Source organism: Rothia sp. ND6WE1A (genome assembly GCF_001683935.1).
GTDB classification, from domain to species: Bacteria; Actinomycetota; Actinomycetes; order Actinomycetales; family Micrococcaceae; genus Rothia; species Rothia amarae.
Window position 1 is genome coordinate 71,177 of sequence record NZ_LXTU01000037.1, and the last position, 22,609, is coordinate 93,785.

At 52.4% G+C, this 22,609-nt stretch carries 16 protein-coding genes; 5 read left to right on the forward strand and 11 right to left on the reverse strand.

The genetic code is table 11. From position 1 onward, the window contains the following. Positions 1-59: 59 nt before the first annotated feature. The 10 genes from trmD to ftsY all read right to left on the reverse strand — a co-directional run bounded on the left by trmD (position 60) and on the right by ftsY (position 9,883). The gene (trmD, locus tag A7E48_RS04685) at positions 60-878 is read right to left on the reverse strand and encodes a tRNA (guanosine(37)-N1)-methyltransferase TrmD (RefSeq protein ID WP_083147194.1); all 819 of its coding nucleotides are present in this window, start codon (positions 876-878) and stop codon (positions 60-62) included. Next, a complete protein-coding gene (gene rimM, locus A7E48_RS04690; protein WP_068170151.1) occupies positions 879-1,469 on the reverse strand; it encodes a ribosome maturation factor RimM in 591 nt (196 codons plus the stop codon). A gap of 153 nt (positions 1,470-1,622) precedes the next feature. Further along, on the reverse strand, positions 1,623-1,865 hold the full coding sequence (locus tag A7E48_RS04695; protein WP_068170154.1) for an RNA-binding protein: 243 nt from the start codon (positions 1,863-1,865) through the stop codon (positions 1,623-1,625). 2 nt (positions 1,866-1,867) lie between these two features. Beyond that, on the reverse strand, positions 1,868-2,302 hold the full coding sequence (gene rpsP / locus A7E48_RS04700; RefSeq protein WP_068170157.1) for a 30S ribosomal protein S16: 435 nt from the start codon (positions 2,300-2,302) through the stop codon (positions 1,868-1,870). A gap of 208 nt (positions 2,303-2,510) precedes the next feature. Next, positions 2,511-3,296: a formate/nitrite transporter family protein gene (locus A7E48_RS04705; protein ID WP_068170160.1), complete on the reverse strand. Its 786-nt coding sequence runs from the start codon at positions 3,294-3,296 to the stop codon at positions 2,511-2,513. Positions 3,297-3,477: 181 nt separating this feature from the next. Continuing rightward, a complete protein-coding gene (locus A7E48_RS04710) occupies positions 3,478-5,385 on the reverse strand; it encodes a hypothetical protein (protein ID WP_068170162.1) in 1,908 nt (635 codons plus the stop codon). Positions 5,386-5,479: 94 nt separating this feature from the next. Next, positions 5,480-5,968, reverse strand: a complete 489-nt coding sequence (locus tag A7E48_RS04715) for an NUDIX hydrolase (RefSeq protein ID WP_068170166.1) — start codon at positions 5,966-5,968, stop codon at positions 5,480-5,482. Between the two features lie 193 nt (positions 5,969-6,161). After that, positions 6,162-7,742: a signal recognition particle protein gene (ffh, locus tag A7E48_RS04720; protein WP_068170169.1), complete on the reverse strand. Its 1,581-nt coding sequence runs from the start codon at positions 7,740-7,742 to the stop codon at positions 6,162-6,164. A 127-nt stretch (positions 7,743-7,869) separates the two neighbouring features. Further along, a complete protein-coding gene (locus tag A7E48_RS04725) occupies positions 7,870-8,697 on the reverse strand; it encodes an exodeoxyribonuclease III (RefSeq protein ID WP_068170171.1) in 828 nt (275 codons plus the stop codon). An 85-nt stretch (positions 8,698-8,782) separates the two neighbouring features. Then, complete coding sequence (gene ftsY / locus A7E48_RS04730; RefSeq protein WP_068170173.1) at positions 8,783-9,883, reverse strand: signal recognition particle-docking protein FtsY; 1,101 nt, start codon at positions 9,881-9,883, stop codon at positions 8,783-8,785. 60 nt (positions 9,884-9,943) lie between these two features. Here ftsY and A7E48_RS04735 point away from each other — a divergent pair, with 60 nt between their 5' ends. After that, positions 9,944-11,341, forward strand: coding sequence for an MFS transporter (locus tag A7E48_RS04735; protein WP_233125986.1), 1,398 nt, complete (start codon positions 9,944-9,946; stop codon positions 11,339-11,341). Positions 11,342-11,380: 39 nt separating this feature from the next. Here the strand turns inward: A7E48_RS04735 and smc are convergent, their stop codons facing one another. Beyond that, the gene (gene smc, locus A7E48_RS04740; protein WP_068170175.1) at positions 11,381-14,863 is read right to left on the reverse strand and encodes a chromosome segregation protein SMC; all 3,483 of its coding nucleotides are present in this window, start codon (positions 14,861-14,863) and stop codon (positions 11,381-11,383) included. 227 nt (positions 14,864-15,090) lie between these two features. Between smc and A7E48_RS04745 the strand changes: the two genes are divergently transcribed. From A7E48_RS04745 to A7E48_RS04760, 4 genes are all read left to right on the forward strand, one after another. Next, entirely contained in the window at positions 15,091-16,122 is a 1,032-nt protein-coding gene (locus tag A7E48_RS04745; RefSeq protein ID WP_068170178.1) for a 3-oxoacyl-ACP synthase III, read from the forward strand. 122 nt (positions 16,123-16,244) lie between these two features. After that, complete coding sequence (locus A7E48_RS04750; RefSeq protein WP_068170182.1) at positions 16,245-18,929, forward strand: alpha/beta fold hydrolase; 2,685 nt, start codon at positions 16,245-16,247, stop codon at positions 18,927-18,929. Next, complete coding sequence (locus A7E48_RS04755; protein ID WP_068170184.1) at positions 18,926-20,020, forward strand: NAD(P)-dependent oxidoreductase; 1,095 nt, start codon at positions 18,926-18,928, stop codon at positions 20,018-20,020. The genes A7E48_RS04750 and A7E48_RS04755 overlap by 4 nt, the downstream gene beginning before the upstream one ends. 201 nt (positions 20,021-20,221) lie before the next feature. Continuing rightward, positions 20,222-22,354, forward strand: coding sequence for a PhoX family phosphatase (locus A7E48_RS04760; protein WP_190618418.1), 2,133 nt, complete (start codon positions 20,222-20,224; stop codon positions 22,352-22,354). The last annotated feature ends 255 nt before the right edge of the window (positions 22,355-22,609 follow it).

The following is a 22,609-nucleotide window of genomic DNA, read 5'->3' on the forward strand; positions in this document are numbered from 1 at the left end:
GGTTGACTTCACCACATCTCAGAAGCATTTTGCGGTGTGAGAGTTAACGCTTATGGGTCTTATGACCCATCCCTTTGTGCCTTATCTTTCTTCAAACGGTTTCGTTGTGCCCGGAGTTGGTTGAGCAAAGCGCGATCTTTTTTGTCCCAGTGCTCCTCTGGGTAGTCGCTGAGCATATCGAAACGTCGTTCGAAAGTTCGCTTTATCTGCTCATCTCGCCGCCATCTGGCAATTGCGCCGTGATTGCCTGATAGCAGGACGCCGGGTACCGCTCGATCTCTCCAGACAGCGGGTTTCGTGTAGACAGGGTATTCCAAGAGACCACCCGTGTGGGATTCTTCGCTGAGCGACTCAGGGTTCCCCATTGCCCCCGGAATCAGACGGCAGATTGCTTCAATCATTGCCATGACCGCTACTTCTCCCCCGTAGAGCACATAATCTCCCAGGGAGACAGGCATAACACGGAATGAATCTTCAGCCCATTCGTAGACCCGCTCGTCGATACCTTCATAGCGTGCAGGGGCGAACACAATATGTTGCTCAGTAGAGAGCTCATAGGCCATGGCCTGGTTAAAGACCCGCCCCGCTGGGGAGGGAATAATCAAAAGTGGTTTCTCATTTTCTCCTGCAGAGGAAGTTAAAAAAGGCGAATCCTCCAAAACCTGATCCAGAGCACTACCCCATGGCTCAGGTTTCATCACCATTCCTGCGCCTCCGCCGTAGGGAGTATCATCCACGGTTTTATGACGGTCTGAGGTAAAATCCCGCAGATTATGAATCTGTAGGTCTACTAGCCCCTCTGTACGCGCTTTGCCCAGTAAGGAAAGCTCAAGGGGGGCTAAGTACTCGGGAAAAATAGTAATAACGTCTAAACGCAATTACGCCCCGCCTTCTGCAGCAGAGTCGTCCTGCCCCAATTCCAACAAACCAGCGGGAGGATCAATCAAAATAAAACCTTCATCCAGGTCAATCTCCGGAACAATTTCTTCCACAAAAGGAATCATGGCTTCAGAGCCGTTGGCGAGCTTCACAATGAGCAAATCTTGCGTAGGAAGTGTCTGCAACCCGATGACTGTGGCTACAGGATCTGCCGAAGGCAGCTCCCCTACTGGCACATCGCTGAGGAGGTAAACCGGCAAATCCAGGACGTCGTGCTCATAAATACCTTCATCCTCAGCGGCTTCTTCAGAGTTAAAGGTCAAACGCCAATCTCGGAAAAGTTCGGCATCATTACGTGTGGTAATTTCTTCAAACTTCACCACCAGAATTTTCTTGTTCCAGCGAGAATGAGCCACAGTGAGCTCCCCTGCCGGCGCCAGACGCGCTATAGGAGCAGAGGGAGAAAATTCTTCAATGCTCAGTCTCTCCCCCTGTGCAAAGCGGATATCGGGAGCGTCGGTAAAGACCTGGAGGGTAACCTCACCCCTAATGCCGTGGGGCTTACCGATTCTAGCTACCAATACCTGCACAGAAATCTCCTTGAATGGGCAAACACGAGCGCGAATTGCGCTCATCGTAGGGTTAAGTTTACAGCTTCATCGCACAGGGCCTCAATGAAACGAGCCCCGCATCTTGTATACAAGATGCGGGGCTCAATGATTTCAGCGTAGACCAAAAATCATTTAGCGTTTGCGATCGGTATCAACCACGTCAATACGTGTATGTTCTCCGTCGTTGATAGCGTCAATCACCGTACGAACGCTGTTAGCAGTTCTTCCCTGGCGCCCGATAACTCGACCGAGATCTTCGGGATTGACCCGTACCTCTAAAGTCTCGCCCCGACGTCCAGCTCGCGAACGAACCTCAACGTCATCAGGATGATTGACAATTCCTCGAACGAGGTGCTCGAGTGCATCAGCCAACATGATTATTCAGCTGCTTCCTCTGCAGCTTCTTCAGCTGCTTTGGGAGCCTCAGCTTCTGCTGGTTCTTCTGTCTTCTCTTCACCCTTAGGGGTGATAGCTTCAGGAAGAATAACCGAACCCTTATCAGGGGTTACGAATTCGGGCTTAGCTTCAACAGGCTTCAGAGTAGATTCTGACTTTTCGCCCTTGAACTTTGCCCAATCGCCGGTCAGCTTCAGCAATGCGCGAACCTGATCAGAAGGCTGAGCGCCTACTGACAGCCAGTACTGTGCACGCTCTGAATCAATCTGAACGAGTGAAGGCTGTTCAGTCGGCTGGTAGATGCCGATTTCTTCAATCGCACGACCGTCACGCTTCTTGCGTGAATCCATTACTACTACGCGGTAGCGAGGATCGCGGATTTTGCCCATACGCTTTAGACGAATTTTAACAGCCACTTTTGTGGACTCTCCTGTTTCTATAATTCTGCGAGATATTGATTCTGCGCTGGTGGGGCCAGCCGTCCTCAAATCTCTATGAACACCATGAAGTGCGGGTGAGAGGGACCGCACTCATCGAGTACCTGAAAAAGTATGCCAGAGGTTAGCCTCTTAATCCAGATGTTAAGCCGGAATCGAAGTGTGTTTTACGCCTATTTCTAGGTTTTTAGTCCTTGTAAACGTACTTAGTCTTATTCAGCCACGCATAAGTTGCGCCCATCAGCAAACCACCACCAACGAAGTTCCCTAGCCATACCATGACCCAGTTCAGGGCCACAGCAGAAAAGCTCATGGATGCAGGCAGAGGATCGGAAGAGAACATTGCAATGGTCATCAGGGAAAAATTAGCGATAACGTGTTCCAGACCCAGTCCCACGAAAACCGCGAGAATAGAAATCACGGTCACGAACTTTGAAATGAATTCCTGAGCAAACATCGCCCCAACAAGTGCCATATTGACCACAAAGTTAGCGCCGATGCCTTCAATGAAAGCACCCCAAGCAGATTTGTGGAGTTTAGCCTCGGTCAATACAGAAATGAAATGGGTGTTATCCATGGTGGCAAATTTGGCAGACTGGCTCAGCAACAACGCCACCAGCACGCAACCCACTAGGTTCAGCAAAGTGGTGATGACGACGAGCCAGAGAGCCTTTCCCCACCCAATTTGACCAGTGGTAGCACCGTAGGAGCCAAACATCATATTGCCCGTTGCCAATTCAGAGTTCAGAATAACAATCGCAAACAGACCAATCCCGAAGGTAAAAGCAAAAACAAGTGAACCCATACCCTTAGCATGAGCTTCAACAGCCTGGCCTGCGACACCAGCAAAACCTGTGGCGAGCGTCAAGTAAACACCGGCAAGGGTGCCGCGCACAGCGAAACGCCCAAAATCTTTTGTGAGGAGTTCGACCTTCTTATTGACCGCCCCCTGAACCGAATCATTCAAAGCCATGAGGCTTCATCCTTTCAAGAAAACTGTATGTGAGATAGGGCGCCCCAGGGGCGAAATCTCAAAGTTAACTCTAAGAATAATAATGACCGGTACATTCAAGATGCCGAAACCCGCACCAAGTTCTATGAGATACGGCATACCTCAAAAGTGTTGCGCATCACCGAATAATATGAAGTGAAGTTTATTTACCCTCACCAAAGAATTTTCTAAGCTGCTGCCGAGTCTGTTCTTTTGTTTTATGACGCAGATTCCGTAGGTTCCTGGCAATCTTCGATTTCCCGCCTTGAGGAGATTTTTCAGATTCGGTATCTAGCTCTTCAACCAGTGAGGGAACATCAGAAACAACTTTTTTCTCGACCCCCAATGCACGGTTATCTGAAGTTTTTAGTTTGGAGTAGACCCGCCCAATAGCAATTTCAGAAACACCGGAGCCTGCCAAAAGGATTGCCAAAGCCGCTTGAACACGTGCCGATTCGCCTCTGGACAGCTTGCGGGTTGCCGCTAACGCCAACAATCCTGATGCACCCAACTGAGCGACGCCATCGGCGGTAAAAATCCAGGGACGACCACGCAAGACGCGTTGCATCTGAGAGACGGCGTCCGTCCCATTAGGGAAAGCAGAAACAGACTCGCTTACCACCTTAGCCACCGACATATGCGGTGCCAACGAGCGATGCCCAGGAATACTTTCCATATCAACTCTGCCCTGAGCTACCTTGGATAGCTCCAGCGGTAAGCCTAGAAGCTGAAGGACAGATTCCATACCCAGCTCCGAATCAGAGCTCTCCACATAGTTACGCAAACGCTTGGATGCGGTCTCATCGAGCCCGTAAAACCACGTGAGATTCTCGATTTCATCGTTCATCTGCACAAAATTCAGGGGCTCTGGCAAAATACCGGGCAATAACCACAGCGTATCTAAAGCAAAGGATTCCCGCGGAAGATAGCGAGTCTGCTTCTTAGCCGGTCCCCACACCAAATTAATGACTGCCCCGGCGTCGACGTCGTGGGGAACAGGCGTTCCTACCACCCTGTTCATCCATTCAGACCAGTCGCCCGTGGGCTCTTCGTTCCGTCCATTATCCCCGGGCACCACAAAAGCTAAATGCTGGGAATGCTCAGTGGATTCAGCCACAATCGCGGGCTTTCCCAAATTTTGCAGGATATGCAGCATAGAAACTGGGTCACAGGAAATCAATGACCAGCCATTATCTGCAGGTACAACGTCAACCGGACCAACGGTCAGAGATTGAGCAACTAACGCCGGTACATCCGGCATCTCTAGCTCTATGAGCGCAGCTACCTCAGAATCAGCATCTAAAGTGAGTTCCTCCCCCAAAGTTGTCACGGGCACCGAATAGGAGTAGGAATCCTGAGTGGCGCATAACCCTCCGCGCGTCGGCAATTCTTCCATCAGCTCGGCAGCGAATTCTTCAAAGTTAGTTCCCGGTCTAAGCACACCATCTTCACCCAGTTGAGCGGTAACAAATTCATCATCTTCAACCTCAACGGTGAGCACAAAAACATCAACATGCTTTTCATCGGCTTCATAGACCAAAATCTCCGGGCGATCCACAGAAGCAAGAAGCAAAGCCTTCACTACATCATCAGATGTCGCTTCAAGGATTTCCCGCTCAATCTCCGGGTCCAAGAGCTCAGCCGAAGCGTCGTCCTGATTGCTAGGCCCATCAGTCACCGACACTAAATCTTCTGATACTTCAAGCTGCTTTTCGCCTTCTTCGCCTCCTTCGCCTCCTTCGCCTCCAGCAGATTTTTCAGCATCGGGAATATCAAGATTATTTTCCGCATCAGCCAGCATCTTTTGAAAAATCTCTTCAGTGAGCTCTTCATCGCTGGGCATAACAGCATCCGTCGATTTCTCAGAAGAATTCGCCTGAGCAGCCTGACGAATGACACCAATCATGTCTTGGATTTCCTGGCGCAATTGAGCCGTAGGCTCATGCGTATCAGCCTCATCCGCCTCTGCTACTTCGATGCCGGTTGCACCGAAATCCAGCGAAATTCTAGCCCAGGAAGTTATCAGCTGTTCGTCGCTAGGATTCTCGTGGAGTGAAGAATTATCTGACATTCTCAATAAAAGTCCTCAAGGATACTAAAAAGTAAAAATAGAAAGTATGGGCTTCAACCGAGGGAACCGTGCCCTCAGCTACCCAACACGTCACTTATGAATCGTGAGAAGAAAGCTCTACGGTCTCTCCTGTTTCCAAAGCGCGATAGCAAGCTTTCAAACGAGCAGCAAAGCTTTCACCGAAGTGGTTTTCAAATGCTGCAGGTTCAATCCAGCGGTAGCTTAAGAGTTCATCCTCCTGAAGGGTAATGACCGCATCGGAGGGTATTTGCCCACCATCATAGATGTAGTACGTTGAATCTCCCCACACCCCGCGGGATAGCCCATGGAAAATGAGAAGAACACGACCGAGGGCAAGATCCAGTCCTACTTCTTCTTGTACTTCGCGGAAACACCCCTGCTGAGGAGCTTCGCCTGCTTCTACAGTGCCTCCCGGAAGCGCCCATCCATCACGATAATTAGGTTCTACCGCCAAAAGACGATTCTGTTCGTCGCGGATGAGAGCACCAGCTGCTAGACGGCGGGTGGGAAGGGTTGCAATAAACTTCACCAGTTCATCGTGCGAAAGATAGGTATCTGCCATGGTGTGGCCTGCCCTTCAAAGTACCCGTTTAGATGGTGAATGTTGATTGATTCCAGCAGAAATAGAATAACCAATTTTTTCCAGAGGCACAGCTGAAGTTTGCCTTTGCACTCTCTCAGCGCAATTATTTTGCCTCTGCAAAAAGTGCTCTGCGAAAATAAATATCGCAGAGCACCTATTGAGAGAAAACTTCTTACTTGTCTCCACCCAGGAATTTTTCAAAGCCCTTAGGCAAGTTCAAATCATCTATATTGAAATCTTGCTGGGACTGCTGACCAAATGCTGAACCAGTAGTAGCCTGCTTTTGGCTAGCAGCCTTCTCCTGCTGAGCTCGCTTAGCAGGATTGCCTGAACGAGCTTTCTTATTATTGTTCTTACCCTTGTTCTTCTTCTTAGCCCCACCTGCTGCAGCCATACCGGGCATCTGCATGCCACCGGGCATACCTGCCATGTTGCCCGCAGCCAGCTTCTTCATCATCTTCTGTGCTTGCGCAAAACGTTCCATCAGCTGATTAACTTCAGAAACCGTAACGCCCGAGCCTTTGGCAATACGGGCACGGCGAGAACCATTGATAATCTTAGGAGCAACGCGCTCATGCGGCGTCATCGAACGCACAATCGCTTCTACGCGATCGATTTCTTTATCGTCAAAGTTGTCAAGTTGCTGGCGAATCTGAGCCGCTCCAGGCATCATCATCAGCAGCTTCTTCATTGAACCCATTTTGCGAATCTGCTGCATCTGGGCAAGGAAGTCATCAAAAGTGAATTCTTCCTGATCCATGAACTTCTTCGCCATGCGATCAGCTTCAGTCTTATCCCAGCTAGCTTCTGCCTGCTCAATAAGAGTCAGAACATCGCCCATATCCAGGATGCGCGAAGCCATACGGTCAGGGTGGAACTGTTCAAAGTCCTTCACACCTTCACCGGTGGATGCAAACATAATAGGCTTGCCTGTCACCGAAGCAACAGAAAGCGCCGCGCCGCCTCGGGCGTCGCCGTCGAGCTTTGAAAGCACGACGCCGGTGAAATCTACACCCTCGTTGAATGCCAGGGCGGTGTTAACAGCATCCTGACCAATCATGGCATCAATCACGAAGAGAACTTCGTTCGGTTCGATAGCATCGCGGATATCACGCGCCTGCTGCATGAGCTCAGCGTCCACGCCCAAACGACCAGCGGTATCGACAATGACCACGTCGTGCAACTTAGCACGTGCCTCATTGACACCGTCTTGAGCTACCTGAACGGGGTTGCCTGTAGGAGTATCAAACTCAGAAGTCACACCGGGATGCGGTGCAAAAACGCGTACACCCGCACGCTCACCCACAACCTTGAGCTGGTTCACAGCGTTAGGGCGCTGCAAGTCCGACGCCACCAGCAAAGGAGTATGCCCCTGGCTCTTCAGCCAGTAAGAAAGCTTGCCCGCCAAGGTAGTCTTACCGGCACCCTGCAAACCAGCCAACATAATAATGGTTGGACCGGTCTTAGACATCTTGATACGGCGAGTCTCGCCACCCAAAATACCCTTGAGCTCTTCATTGACAATCTTGACGATTTGCTGGCTCGGGTTCAGAGCCTCAGAAACTTCCTGCCCCAACGCCCTTTCTTTCACGGCGGCGGTGAATTCACGCACCACCGGAACAGCGACGTCGGCGTCCAGAAGCGCACGACGAATCTCGCGAACCGTAGCGTCGATATCAGCCTCAGTGAGACGACCTTTACCGCGAAGGTTTTTGAAGGTATTAGTCAGGCGATCGGAGAGTGAATTGAACACGAGCCGTGAACCACTTTCATCTTGGAGGATGGGTATGACCCATAATTTCTACATCAGCATCTAAGAATATCGCATCTACCATGCTCAGGTGCTGTGTTCGCTCTTGAAGGAGCTATGTGCCCTGGGCTTAGAGGTCGATTTCAAGCAAGATCGGAGTGTGATCTTGTCGAGGGCCGGAATTAATCATGTCTGAGATAGTCACCTGATCCGCTACCCGGTCAGAGACCAGCCAATAGTCAATGCGCCAGCCGCTGTTATTGATTTTTGAAGTCTTGGAGCGCTGAGCCCACCAGGTATAAGCGCCCGTTACATTGCCATGAAGGTGACGGAAAGTGTCGGTAAATCCCCGCGAGAGAAGATGAGTAAATCCATCGCGCTCTTCCTGGGTAAAGCCGGGGGAACGAAGATTAGAGATGGGATTCGCCAAATCAATCTCTGTGTGGGCCACATTAAAATCGCCGGTGGCCAGAACAGGTTTAATTTCATCAAGCTTTGCTAAATAATCTGCATAATTTCTGTCCCATACCTGACGATCGGCTAGGCGTTTGAGCCCATCGGATGCGTTGGGGGTATAAACCTGAGTGACAAAGCAGTGCTCGAATTCGAGGGTAATCATGCGCCCTTCTGAGTCCATAGTGCCCGGCCCTTCAATCTTAGGGAAGGTCACTTGTGGGTTCAGACCCTCTTTGATGAGGAACATCGTGCCTGCATAACCCTTGCGTGCCGGTTCTTCGGAGGTTACCCACTGCACCTGATAGCCAGGAAAATAACCGTGAAGAACTTCAAGGTGTTTCTTACTGGGGCCGGCGAGAGGCAGCTTTGTCTCCTGCAATGCCAAGACGTCGGGGGCATGTTCAGAAAGCGTGGCAAGGACGTCGCGGGAGAGCAACGCACGAGCAGAGTCGCTAGTCAGCGCCGCATTCAATGAGTCAATATTCCAGGAAATAAGTTTCATATCATCTATTCTACGGGTGCTCTAAAACTGCAAAAAGGGCGAGACCTTTGTTGAAGTCTCGCCCTTGCACTTAAAGCTATCTCGGTTAGTCGAGGATAGCGTCCACGAATCCCTTGGCATCAAACGGCGCCAAATCATCTGGACCTTCGCCCAGCCCAACCAGTTTGACGGGCACGCCCAGTTCTTCCTGGATAGCGACGACGATGCCGCCCTTAGCTGAACCGTCCAGCTTAGTGAGCACAATGCCGGTGATGTTGACAACTTCAGAGAAAACCTTCGCCTGAATCATGCCGTTCTGACCGGTCGTTGCATCAATCACCAGCAGAACCTCGGTCACCGGCGCTTCTTTTTCAACTACGCGCTTAATCTTGCCGAGCTGATCCATCAGACCAGCCTTATTCTGCAGGCGGCCTGCAGTATCAATCATCACGGTATCGACGGCCTGTGCTTTGCCTTCCTTAATCGCTTCAAAAGCGACCGATGCGGGGTCTGCGCCGTCTTTCTCCGACCGCACCGTCTGCACGCCCACTCGATCGCCCCAGGTCTGAAGCTGATCGGCAGCAGCTGCGCGGAAGGTATCGGCAGCTCCAAGGAGTAGTTTCTTATCTTCGGCAACCATGACGCGGGCAAGCTTACCCACGGTGGTAGTTTTGCCGACGCCGTTTACACCAACTACCAGCACTACACCGGGGTTTCCGTTCTCGCCCTCGAGGTGCAAGGATCGGTCAGTATCGGGGCCAACAATCGCAAGGAGTTCCTCGTGGAGCATCTGCTTGACGTGCGCGGGGTTCTCGGTACCCTCTACACGAACACGACGCTGAAGAGCTTCAACGAGGCGTTCGGAAGGACCAGAGCCAAGATCTGCCATGAGGAGGGTTTCTTCGACTTCATCCCACACATCTTGATCGAGCTTATCGCGAGAGAGAAGAGCCAAGAGACCCTTACCCAAGAGATTGTTGGAGCGAGAAAGACGCTCACGCAGGCGTACCAAACGCCCTGCGGCGGAGGGTGGACGCTCAACGGTGGTAACCGCTTCGTCCTCACCGGATCTGACGTCATCGGCGTCTCGGGTGGAGGGGTACCCGTCCTTAGGCGCTTTCGGTCCCCTCAGAAGAACCGCAAGAACACCGCCAAGAATGAGCACACCCAGTACGATGTACAAAATTAGAGTCAGGGTATCATTCACCCCTCTAGCTTCTCATACCCATTCTTTCATCCCCAAGGTTTAACCACCCCAGGCTGCAGAATGAGTCTAGAATGGGCGATTATGGCTGAGAAAGATTCCCCAATTCCACCGCACACCGGCGAAATTCCTCTGGTAGTACCTACCGCAAAGAATGCTGATCAATTTATTCAAGCTTCAAGCTCTGCTAAAGATTCTAATGTAACGGGCAGTGTTGCGCCGCCGCAGAAGATTCCACCTCAGCTCAAGGTTCTGATTGTGGCAGCTTTTGCAATCGCCCTTGGTTTTGGTCTGATTGCACCGGTATTACCCCGTTTTGCAGCCAGTTTCAACGTTGGTGCAATGGCCGCCGCGCTGGTCGTGAGTATGTTCGCTGTGATGCGATTGGCTTTCGCACCGGCGTCGGGAAAAATCATTACGCTCCTCGGTGAACGACCCACCTATATTGCTGGTCTGTTAATAGTTGCTCTCTCCTCTCTCGGCGTTGCCTTCTCCTGGGATTTTTACTCACTCCTTCTCTTCCGCGCTTTAGGCGGTGTGGGGTCGGTGATGTTTACCGTCTCCGCTATGGGTCTAATCGTTCGCTACGCACCTCAATCACTGCGCGGCCGTATTTCGGGGTACTACGCGACGTCATTTCTTCTGGGTAATATCTTGGGCCCGGTAATGGGCGCAACCATGGCAGGCTTAGGAATGCGCCTGCCTTTTACCATCTATGCCGTGATGCTTTTTATTGCCGCAACCGTGGTATTTGTTTATCTCAAAGAGGTAGAAGACAAAAACGCTGGCGCTCAGACGATGCAACCTGCGCTTACTTTCAAGCAGGCGTTAGGCTTTGAAAATTACCGCGGTGCTTTGGTCACCAACTTTGCCATGGGCTGGGCAGCGCTGGGCATCCGCATTTCACTCATGCCGCTGGCAGCGGTAGCTCTTCTTGCGCAGTACCACTCCGGTGAGCTCTACGACGCCGAAGCTGGAGGAACAGTACTTGCCGGTGTTGCCCTCGCCCTCTATGCAGCGGGCAATGCGGTGACGCAAAATATTTCTGGCTCGCTCTCAGACAAGAGCGGACGTCGCACCCTCATTTTTGTAGGTCTCCTCCTCAGCGGGGCGTCCACCATTGCCGTAGGTTTTTCCACTACTCCGGTTATTTTCTGCGTTTTCTCTGTACTCACAGGAATTGGTACCGGACTATTGGGGCCTTCTTTGCAGGCATCAGTTGCTGATGTTATTGGAAGCAACCGCTCCGGCGGTACCGTGCTGTCTACTTTCCAGATGCTCTCTGATTTAGGTCAGATTGTGGGTCCTCTTTTGGCGGGCTTTGTAGTAGACCAGTGGGGATACGGGGCAGCTTTTGGTATATCCGGTGCTCTGCTCATTCTGTGCTCTCTTGCATGGCGCCCAGGTCATCGGCCCCGTTTCCCCGCGCAGTGGGCAGATAAGAGCTACAGCGGCAAGTAGACTCAAGCAAGAAATACTCTCAGAAATTCAACGTCCGATTTAGATCAGGGCGCGGATCTGTTCGGCATCTTGAGAGAGCACTAGGCTGACGCCGTCTTGCATCGAAATCCCAACCAGCGAGTCTCCCAGTTCCACCGTACGAGGTTTGTGGGTCACAATAATTAGCTGGCTCTGTTGAGCCAACCGCTCAAAGAGACGGTGGACCCGGGTGAGATTGCGGTCGTCCAGGGCGGCTTCTACCTCGTCCAACACATAGAACGGTGCCGGACGCACGGCAAAGAGCGCTGCGAGAAATGCCAGCGAAGCCAGGGTTCGTTCACCACCAGAGAGAAGAGATAGCCGCTTGATCTTTTTATCGGCGGGTCGAGCTTGGATCTCTATACCGCTGGAGAGAACATCCTGAGGATCAGTGAGAACGAGGGCTCCCTCTCCTCCATCAAAGAGCTCGGCAAAAATTTCTGCAAACTGTTCGGATGCTAGTTCAAAGGATTCGAGGAACTGCTCTTTGATGTGGTTATTAAGGTCTTTGAGGAGCGAGCGCATATCGGCTCTAGACTTCTTGAGATCTTGGATTTGCTGCTCCAGATAGGTTTGGCGTTCTTGGAGGGCATCAAATTCTTCTACTGCCAGGGGATTTACTACTCCTAATTTTTCTTGCTGAGCTAGCAAGCGAGAGCGGTCCTGCAACAGTTCTTCTTTAGATTTTTCTGATACGTCGAATTTTTCGCTCAGAAGTGAGGAATCTATTTTCAATTCCTGTTCAATTTTTTCTTGCAGATTTTGCTGGGTTAGCTCTGCTTTGAGAAGGTCCCGGGTGGTACGGTCTACCTCTGTCTGAACTTCCAGTAGGGCTTTCTGTTTGTGTCCAAGGTTTTCGGACAGGTTGCCCCGCTCGATACGCAAGGATTCACGTTTCTGTTCCAGTTCCTGCCTGCGGTTCTGAGCAGTTGCCAGTTCATTTTCTAGCGTTCTGGCGAGCATGGAAAACTGGGTTGTGAGAAGGCTGAGTTTTTTGCCGTGGCGAGTTGCGGTGTCGTGTAGCTGTTGCGCGCGTTGCTGAGCTTTCTCTAAGGACTGGAGGTGCGCTTTTAGCTGAGTGCGTTTCCCCTCGGCAAGTTCACGCCGTTCTTGGGCATGGTGAAGTTCTGTATCTGCCACGGAGAGTTCAATGGCTATTTCTTGGAGATCCTTCTCGAGGTCACTCGCCTGCTCTGAAAGATCGCTCTTTTCGTTGGGTTGATTTTCTGCCCTGTCGAGAGCATCTTCGGTGGCCATCCAGAGTTCCCGTAGCTTATCCCGTTTCTGTCGGGCTTGAGCCATCTGATTGCTGCGCCGCGCCGTGTTCTTTTGTGCTATCTCCGCAGTAGTAAGAGCGGCAATTTTTTGCGATTCGATATCGGCACTTTGAGCGCTCAGTACACCAATTTCTCGTGCTAGCTCTTTCTCGCTTTGTCTATTCTCTTCCAGGGTTGCACTGAGCGTTTTCAAGGTGCGGGTGGCGCTGGTATTTTCTTCCCGCGTTTGTTCGATCTGAGCGGTGAGAGCCTCTATTTTTGCGGTGAGCTCAAGGGGATTGGAAAGAGACGCTTGATGGGGCACATATCCATAGGAATTGAGTGCGTTTCCTGCCCGGTCATAGAAAGTGAGCGTGGGGTACTGGGCGAGGAGTTCCTGAGTGTTATCTAATTTTTCAAGTAGGACGACGTCGCGCAGTGCCTGCTGCACGATGGTTTGTGTGATGTCCGTGGCGGTCTTGATGACGCTCTCAGCTCGAACCGCCCCGTGAGGTAGAGCCGAGGTGCTGGCTAAGTTCTTTTCCGAGGTGTTCACGGGTGGGAATACCTGGGGGCGTGGTCGAGAGTGCTCTTCGGCGGCAACTTCAAGATCCGCTGAGTGATCGAGTACTTTTGCGCTGGCTACATTGTGCAGAGCTGCGGAAACTGCAAGCTGCCAGTCTTTCTCTACGGTCAAAGAATCTGCAAAATATTGTGGAGAAGAACCTTGGTGGCTGCCAGCTTCGTCGGTTGAGTTTTCGAGATGAACTAATGCTTCTTCGAATATAGCTCGTTGGGAGCACAGAGCAGCCGCCCGGTTCTCTACATTATGCAGAGTCTGGGTGGCATTCTCAATCTCCTGGGCTAGCGAGCGTCGTTTCTCTTGTTTTTTGGTCAGAAGCGATTGTAATTCATCTCGTTGTGCGCTCTGCTCAGTCAGATAGCTCTCCAGCTGTGAAAGGCGCTCTTGAATTCCTTGCAGGTACTCGTGAGCCTCCTGCTCTTCTTGCACAAAATTTTCGAGATCTGATTCGATCTTTTCCACACGGGCGCGCTGGGCAGCCAGTTGGCTAAGTAGTGTCGAACGCTGCTCACGCGCCAATTCGCTGATTTCTTGCTGGCGTTGTTGCTCCGAGCGAATCTGCTGAAGCTGCTCAGCCAGTTGTGACCGCCGGGTCATGAGGTTTTTCTGGTGCTCTGTTAAGCTAGAAATTTTTTCTTTCCAGCTAGATATGGCTTCTGTTTCCCCAGCTATCTGCTGAATGACATCCTGGACTTCTTCCACTTGCACAGGAGTTTCTGTTTTGAGTGCTCGCTGTTTTTCCTCAATGAGGGTCAGCGATGCTTGAACCGACGCCAGCACGGTTTGGATACGGTATTCGCGTTGCTGTAGTTGCTCCTGCTCTTCTCTGACGGATTGATCCTGGTTGATGAGCTGGTCGAGGCGCTGCTGGGTTGCTAACTGGTGCTTCTCGGCATCGGCTTTTTGGTTTTGGGCTTGGTCTACTCGTAGCTGAATCTGGTGAATCTTTTCAGCCATCTGTTCTACTTCTCTCCGGAAGAGCTGCCCCGACACCTGGTGAATCTGCTGTTGGAGGCTGCCGGCGGCTCGAGCCGACTCGGCCTGTAAACGCAGCGGTTCTAGCTGGGAGGTAAGCTCCGCGTTGAGATCCTCCAACCGGTGCAGATTCTGCTTCATCGATTCAAGTTTGCGCTCACTTTTCGAAGCGCGTTGGCGAAAACGGTAAATACCGAATGCCTCTTCCAAGATGTCGCGGCGCTGTTCAGCATTGGCAGTCAAGATTTCATCGACTCGTCCCTGCCTCACCAGAGCATGATCCTCTTGGGCTACCCCAGCATCTGCCAGTAACTCTTGAATGTCACTGAGCCGAACCGCTTGTCCGTTGAGGGCGTACTCAGATCCCCCACTGCGAAACATGGTGCGTTCAATCGTGACTTCTTCGGAGGGAATCCCCAATAAACCCTCGGAATTATCAAGGGTCAGCGTAACTTTCGCCCGACCCAGTGCAGCATGGGTGCTGGTTCCTGCAAATACGACGTCCTGCATTTTTTCACCGCGTAAAGACTTCACCCCCTGTTGGCCCATGACCCAGGCGAGCGCGTCCACAATATTTGATTTACCCGACCCATTTGGGCCAACTATCACGTTGATGGCGGGTGAGAAAGAACATTCAGTGGCCGAGGCGAATGATTTGAACCCTCGAAGAGTCAGCGATTTGATATGCACAAAAGTCCTTCCGCACGGTTCAATTCTTGCGCTCTCTTAACTATTCGGCGCAGAGCTCTACATTTTATGCCATCTTTTGTATGTGACATTGCCCCAAAAGTGAAATCATCCAAGATTCAGCAAAGAGGATTATTATAAGTAATTAGACTTATTTCATTCAGGAGAGTTCTGACGCCCGCGCAATTCTCTTCAGTGAGCTCACGATTCCCACCGAAAGCTAGACTTCCTTGACTGCTAATTCTGATATTCGCCATTCCAACGCTTCGCTTCTTTCGATTGAGTTGGAGTTGCCGCCTGAAACCGTGACGTCTTCTTATTTTGATGAGAAGCTGGCGAGCACCTATAAGCGGCTGAGAATGCCTAAGGGTCTACTGGAACGATTGGCGGGAATTTCCGAGCGCCGTTCATGGGGAGACTCTATGACTTTTGAGGACGGCGCTGTGGCGGCTGCTGAGAAAGCGATTGCCGCTGCCGGGGTTTCTAAAGATCAGATTGGTCTGATGATTAATGCGTCGGTAACACGCGATAATTTTGAGCCTGCTGTGGCTGTGGGCATCCACGACCGGTTGGATTTGCCGCGCCACGCCCTTGAATTTGATATCACCAATGCATGCCTGGGCTTTGTAAATGCTATGACCGTGGCGTCGTCGATGATTGATGCCGGCGCTATTGACTATGCGTTAATCGTTGCTGGTGAGGATCCTTCTCCCTGGCACCGAACAGCACTGCGTATCTTGGATCAGCCCACCACCACTCGCGATGAAGTCCTCGCCCAGTTCGCTACTTTGACGTTAGGTTCTGGTGCAGCTGCTGCCGTGTTGGGGCGTTCTGATCGCCATCCTGAGGGGCATAAGATTCTAGGATCGGTTTCTCGCGCGGGCACTGAACACCGAAATTTGTGCATTGGTGGCGAGGCAGATCAGGGTATGAATACCGACGCCGCAGGCTTGCTCAAGCACGGACTAACCTTGGTAGCCGAGGCGTGGGAAGAAGCCCACGAGCAGGGCTGGGATTGGAATTCCATGGATTCCTACGTCACCCATCAGATTTCAAACTCCCACACCAATGCCATTATTGAGGCAGTCGGAATTGATGAGAAGAAGATTCCGATGACCTTTCCTTACTGGGGCAATGTAGCGGCGGCAGCTCTTCCGATGACTTTGGCGAAAGAAGCCGTGGAATATTCCAAGGGCGATCGTATTCTCTGCATGGGTGTGGGCTCAGGCTTGAATACGGCGCTTATGGAAATCATCTGGTAAACACTTTTCTGCCCATCTCCGGTTAGCGCCGCAGATGGGCTGACTTCTTTAAATACTTTTTGTTTGAATACTTTAGATGTGAACTTTCGGTCTTGATGGCCAGGCCCCTAAGGAGAAACCATATGCTTGAACAGCTCACCCCAGATCCCCAGAATTGGCCCGGAGTTGATCCGCGCTGGTCGTGCATGGCTCAGGTTATTTCTAGCGCCGGTGTCGACGCAGGGCACACACGTACCTGGCACTACCTGGATAATCAGCAGGTGCTCCGCGAAGAAGGCTTAGAACCTGTAGGCATCATCCTGGCTGTGCACGGTAATCCCACCTGGTCCTATTTATGGCGGTCGGTGCTTGCCGCAGGTATCAATGCTGAGAACCCTTGGCGAGTTATTGCAGTAGACCAGCTGGACATGGGTTTTTCAGAACGCACGGGGACTGTTCGTCGATTGGCTGATCGCGTGCGTGATTTAGGAGATTTTACCCAGCATGTAGGGCTGGATAACACCGATTTACCGGTGGTCATCCTAGCCCACGATTGGGGTGGCCTTATTTCTCTGGGCTGGGTACTGGAGCACCGGGATGTGGTCGAAGCGGTTGCGTTGACTAACACCGCCGTGTTCCATGACCAGATAGAAAAAATTCCTGCGGCTCTTCAGCTTGCCCTGAATCCTGCAATTCATGGGTGGGGTACGCAAAAGTCCACCGCTTTTTTGGATGTCACACTCCACCTGGCGCAAAACGGTGGGTTAGATTCTGCCGTCTATAAGACGTATGCGGCTCCCTACCGAACCGCAGAACTACGCGCGGGTATCCGTAACTTTGTAGCTGATATCCCCGCCGGCGAAGCAACCGCTTCCTACACCGACATGGTGCGAATCGCTGAAGGAATTCGAGATTTGCATGTGCCGGCGTTCTTCCAGTGGGGCACCAAGGATCCCGTTTTCCAGCGGCGTTATATGGCAGATTTACAAGAACGTATGCCTCAGGCAGATGTTCACCGGTATGAGAATGCATCCCACTTGGTAGCAGAAGATGAAGACATCGCCACGCCTTTGTTCCACTGGTTAGAAGAACAGTTCTTGTGGAACCACACCGGACGCCAAGCGCATCAGCTAGCGCGAGAAGAACAACAACTCCACACTGACTTTGAGCCCATGATTTCTGAGGTGTTACAACGCGCCTCAGATTCTTCGCTGGCTGTAGTGGATATGGATTCCCGCAATGAAACTCAAATCGCTTCAACCTTGAGCTGGGCTGAACTGGCACAGGATATTAACCGTGTAGCAAATGGTTTAGAAGCCACCGGCGTTCGAGCTGGCGACCGAGTCAATCTCATGGTTCCCCCCGGTGCGAAACTCACCACTTTGATTTATGCCTGCCTCAAAATTGGTGCGGTCATTGTAGTAGCTGATACCGGTTTGGGCGCCAAGGGTCTTACGCGAGCTCTCAAGGGTGCACGCCCTGACTTCCTGGTGGGCATTCGCCCTGCACTCGTTGCTGCGCGCGCGTTGGGATGGCCCGGGCAGAAAATTGCTGCAGATCCCCTGCCGGCAGTTGCCAGAAAGGGACTCGGCGTCATAGCGTCCGTAGCAGATTTTTCCGATACACGTGAGAACACCTCCTATAGCGTATCCCCCGAAGACGACGCTGCGGTTCTCTACACCTCCGGCTCCACCGGGCCCGCTAAGGGAGTGGTGTACACCCAACGTCAAATTTCTGGAATGCGCGATGCCATTCGCCACACCTACGGGCTTTCTGCAGGTACCGGTTTGGTCGCGGGGTTCGCTCCGTTTGCGTTGTTGGGCCCTGCTTTGGGTGCGACGTCGGTAACTCCCACCATGGATGTAACCCGCCCCAAGACCCTGACGGCGTCTGCACTATCGGCAGCTGCGGCAGCCATCGATGCCACCACTATATTCGCATCCCCAGCAGCGCTGATGAACGTAGTGAGAACCGCCAACAATCTCAGTGAGGATCAGCGAAATGCACTGAAATCAGTGGATCTTTTGCTCTCTGCCGGCGCTCCCCTGGCGGTTCCGCTCCTTGAAGCAGTGCAGTCCATCGTTCCTCAGGCTTCAATCCACACGCCTTACGGCATGACTGAGGCGCTTCCCATCACCGATATCTCTTTTGAAGAAATCAAATCTGCTCTCGCCGACGGCACCGAACGCGGTCTCACCGGTGCTCGCGACGGCGTCTGCGTCGGTCGAGCTGTTCATGGTGCAGAAATTCAGATTGCTCCCTTAGATAATGAGGGGGAACCACTGGAAGAAACCACCACAGAACCCGGCATTACCGGTGAAATTGTGGTGAGCGCACCGCATGTCAAAGACCGCTATGACACGTTGTGGGTGACCGAACGGCTCTCAACCGCTACACCCGGATGGCACCATACCGGCGACGTCGGGCACTTTGACGAAGCCGGTCGCCTCTGGGTAGAGGGTCGCCTGGCACATGTGCTCAATACCTCGCAGGGAGTACTGACCCCGGTTGCCTTGGAACAAGCTGCTGAGGAAGTGCCGGTTGTTCGACGGGCGGCAGCAGTTGCGGTTGGCCCTGCTGGCTCTGCTACCCCGGTGGTGATTGTCGAGACTGACCCCCGCGCGCCTCAGGACGGGCGAGCAAACTCAGCGCTCACTGCTCAGGTACGTCAGCGCGTTCTGCAAGATACGGGAATCGAAGTTTCCGCTGTTTTGCAGGTGCGAGAGCACCCCACCGATATTCGCCATAACTCTAAAATTGATCGACCTCTGTTGGCTCGTTGGGCGCAAAAGCTGCTCAGCGGTCAGAAAGCGAAGTTGAAAAAATGACCTCATCCGTTGAAGTAATTGAAGTTGCCGGTGCTTTTTCCCAGCGCCCTGTGGGCGAAGAAGACTTCGCCCCTCGCCGAGATGAACGTGTTTTTGTGACAGGCGCCTCTGGCATGTTGGGGCGGGAAGTCTCCCTAGAACTATTGCGCCAAGGTTTTGACGTCACTGTTTTTCAGCGTTCCGATTCCGGTGTGGGCGAGCTGCTACCAGAATCAGTGCGCGAGCGTTTCCGGCAGGTGCGCGGCGCCGTCACCGATATGAAGGCGGTACAAGAGGGGCTCGAAGGCGCTCACGGCGTCATTCATTTGGCGGCAAAGGTATCCTTTGCCGGGCAGTGGGATGAATTCGTTGAAACCAATGTGCGCGGTACACGGGTGGTTCTAGAAATGGCAAAAGAGGCGGGTATTTCTCGTTTCTTGTTCATTTCTTCTCCTTCGGTAGCTCATACGGGTACAGCTTTTATGGGCGAGGGTAATGGCCCCGCTACGCCCGAATTGGCACGCGGACACTATGCACGGTCCAAAGCTCTGGCGGAGAACCTCGCATTGGAATCAGATAGTGATGACTTTTGGGTCGGCGTTCTTCGCCCCCATATTGTGTGGGGTCCCGGTGATACACAGTTGGTTGAACGAGTATTGGACCGTTCGGCGCGGGGTACTTTGCCGTTACTCAATAACGGTACCGCCCTCATTGATACCACCTATATCGATAATGCGGTCGATGCCATTGTGGCAGGTTATCAGCGCCTGGAAAACATTCATGGAACCCCCTTGGTCGTCACGAACGGTCAACCGCGGGAGGTCGCTGAGTTACTCGGTGGCATGTGTGAAGCAGTCGGTATTCCTGCGCCCTCGCGTTCGGTACCTGCCTCTGTAGCCCGTGCTGCCGGCGCCGTTATCGAAAAGGTATGGTCTGTGCGCCCCGGGAAAGATGAACCGCCGATGACGAAGTTTCTCGCAGAGCAACTCTCTACCTCTCACTGGTTCGATCAAAAACAAACTCGTGAGCTTTTAGACTGGTCACCGGCTGTTTCCATTGAGGAAGGTTATGCCCGGCTCGGAGAATATTACGGTAATCGGTACAAATCCTAGCCGTCCCCCATTTAGCGGTTTGTAACCTACCGGCGGGTAGTTGTTTATTCAGAACTTAGATTCTTTTTGTGCAAAAGTAAACTTCTGTTTACCCTTCTCAGCTGTTCCTTTTACTTGTTTCTGAGAGGTTAATAGAAGCCCATTCTTGTGGGTCCCACACAGGAATTCCCACCTCAACTTCTTTGCGAAAAGGATGCTCTCATGACTGAAAAGACTCCTCTGACTACACCTACCCGCCGCTACCTCCCCATGTGGAGCCACGTCAAGGGTAAGCGTTCGGCAGTTACCTGTGCACTCAAGTGCAATAACGCCTGCCTCGAACCAGACGCAAACTGCTCAGATAACCACTACTTCAAAGATATTGTTGAAGCTGCGATTTCCCGACGCTCGGCTCTCGGTTTGGCTGGAGCAGCCGTCGTCGTTGGTGCGGCAGCTTCGAATGCTCCCTCCGCACAAGCTCTACCCATTCAGGCTCAGGGTAAGGCTCTCGGACACGCTAAGAAAGCACAGAGCTCATTCTCTTTTAACCCCATTGCGCCGGTTCCTGCCGACGTCGATGACCTCACCGTGCCCGAAGGATTTGAGTGGGCACCCATCATTCGCTGGGGTGACCCCCTCTTCAAGAACTCTCCCCAGTTCGATATCGATCATCAGACTGCTGAAGCACAGGCGCTTCAGTTCGGTTACAACAACGATTACCTCACTATTATCCCCAACCCCAATAACCCCAAGCGTGGCGTTCTGGTGTGCAACCACGAATACGTCAATGAGAACCTTATGTTCTCTGAAAAGGACTGGGCTGCAGACAAGGGCGAACTCCGCCGCGTTGCCATGGCGGCTCAGGGCTTGAGTGTCGTTGAACTCAAGCGTAAGGCTGTAGGTTCCCCGTGGGAGTACATCGTCGGTGGCAAGCGTAACCGCCGTATTACCACTTCAACACCCTTCTCCATTACCGGTCCCGCACGCGGTTCCAAGTTGCTCAAGACTGCAGCAGATCCCACCGGCTCCGTCGTCTTAGGTACCAACAACAACTGCTCCGGCGGGTTGACCCCCTGGGGCACCGTTCTTTCCGGTGAGGAAAACTTTGACTCCTACTTTGTGGGCAAAGATACCGCAGAGTTCAAGCGCTACACCATCAAGAACAAGCCTTCAGTACACGGCTGGGAGGACGTCGAGCCTCGCTGGAACGCTAACAACCCCGGTTATGAAAACGAATCCAACCGTTTCGGTTACATCGTCGAGCTGGATCCCGAAGATCCTACCGCTCCCCCACGTAAGCACACCGCTTTGGGCCGTTTCAAGCACGAGGGCGCGAACATCCATGTTGATCCCAAGACCGGCGAAGTAGCCGCATACATGGGCGATGACACTCGTTTTGAATACATGTACAAGTTCGTAGCTCGTGACCGCTACATCGAGGGCAACCGCAAGCACAACATGCGTCTGTTGGAGAATGGTTCTCTCTACGTTGCACGCTTCACCGGGGATTCCCCCGCTGCCGAAATCGATGGTTCCGGCAAGTTGCCTTCCGATGGCGCTTTTGATGGTACCGGTCAGTGGATTCAGCTCACCGACGGCAACAAGTCCCTTGTGCCCGGTATGAGCATTGACGAAGTTTTGGTATACACCCGTATTGCAGCGGATAAGATGAACCCCACCAAGATGGACCGCCCCGAGGACGTCGAGCCCTCACCCTTCACCGGTAAGATTTACGCGGCTCTCACTAATAACACCGACCGCGGTACTGTCAAGGACGGCAAGCAGCTAGAATCTGCTACCGAGCCCAACCCTCGCAACAACAACCGTGACGGTCACATCATCGAAATTACCGAGGACCGCAACCGCGTCAGTTCCAAGACCTTCACCTGGGATCTTCTGCTCGTCTGCGGCGACCCTGCAGTGAATGAGGCAACCTACTTCGCAGGTTTCGATCCCACCGAGGTTTCGCCTATTTCCTGCCCCGATAACGTGGCTTTCGATTCTCAGGGTAATCTATGGATCTCCACCGATGGTCAGCCCGGCACCATCCAGTTCAACGATGGCCTGTTCCGTGTGGGTCTTGAAGGAGCAGAACGAGGGCATGTGGAGCAGTTCCTTGCGGTTCCCCAAGACGCTGAAACCTGTGGTCCTGTGATTCACGATCAGGAAAATATGGTTTATGTAGCGGTACAGCACCCAGGTGAAGACGGTAGCTTCGAAGAGCCTCGCTCGTACTTTCCCGACTACGCTAACTCCAGCGTTGGTTCGCGCCCCTCGGCAGTGGCTAAGGCGCACGGTACCGTAGCTCAGCCTCGCCCGTCCGTAGTTCAGGTGTACCTGACTAAGAATAAGTAATGTTCGGTTGAGATATTTCAAAGCCCTGGAAGAATCGAGAGGTTCTTCCAGGGCTTTTGTGTGAAGTGAGTAAAGGCTCTCTGCCCAGCACGGTTAGCCTAGGCTTGCCCTGCTCTTATGTTGCACTTCGATGACAGAGGGAGAGCGCGTGAGTACGCTTTCTGTAGCTACTACGATTCAACTCTTCATCGTGAGAAATGCGTATCAATGTCATGCGATATACCCCTGCATCCTTTATTCGTTTATTTCGGCGTC

What these genes read in the sequence shown, in the direction of transcription:
- A7E48_RS04750 (WP_068170182.1), top strand. Translation starts at nt 16,245, where the DNA reads ATGCTTGAACAGCTCACCCCAGATCCCCAGAATTGGCCCGGAGTTGAT.
- A7E48_RS04695 (WP_068170154.1), bottom strand. Translation starts at nt 1,865, where the DNA reads ATGTTGGCTGATGCACTCGAGCACCTCGTTCGAGGAATTGTCAATCAT.
- A7E48_RS04705 (WP_068170160.1), bottom strand. Translation starts at nt 3,296, where the DNA reads ATGGCTTTGAATGATTCGGTTCAGGGGGCGGTCAATAAGAAGGTCGAA.
- A7E48_RS04715 (WP_068170166.1), bottom strand. Translation starts at nt 5,968, where the DNA reads ATGGCAGATACCTATCTTTCGCACGATGAACTGGTGAAGTTTATTGCA.
- A7E48_RS04710 (WP_068170162.1), bottom strand. Translation starts at nt 5,385, where the DNA reads ATGTCAGATAATTCTTCACTCCACGAGAATCCTAGCGACGAACAGCTG.
- A7E48_RS04760 (WP_190618418.1), top strand. Translation starts at nt 20,222, where the DNA reads ATGACTGAAAAGACTCCTCTGACTACACCTACCCGCCGCTACCTCCCC.
- A7E48_RS04735 (WP_233125986.1), top strand. Translation starts at nt 9,944, where the DNA reads ATGAGTCTAGAATGGGCGATTATGGCTGAGAAAGATTCCCCAATTCCA.
- A7E48_RS04725 (WP_068170171.1), bottom strand. Translation starts at nt 8,697, where the DNA reads ATGAAACTTATTTCCTGGAATATTGACTCATTGAATGCGGCGCTGACT.
- A7E48_RS04755 (WP_068170184.1), top strand. Translation starts at nt 18,926, where the DNA reads ATGACCTCATCCGTTGAAGTAATTGAAGTTGCCGGTGCTTTTTCCCAG.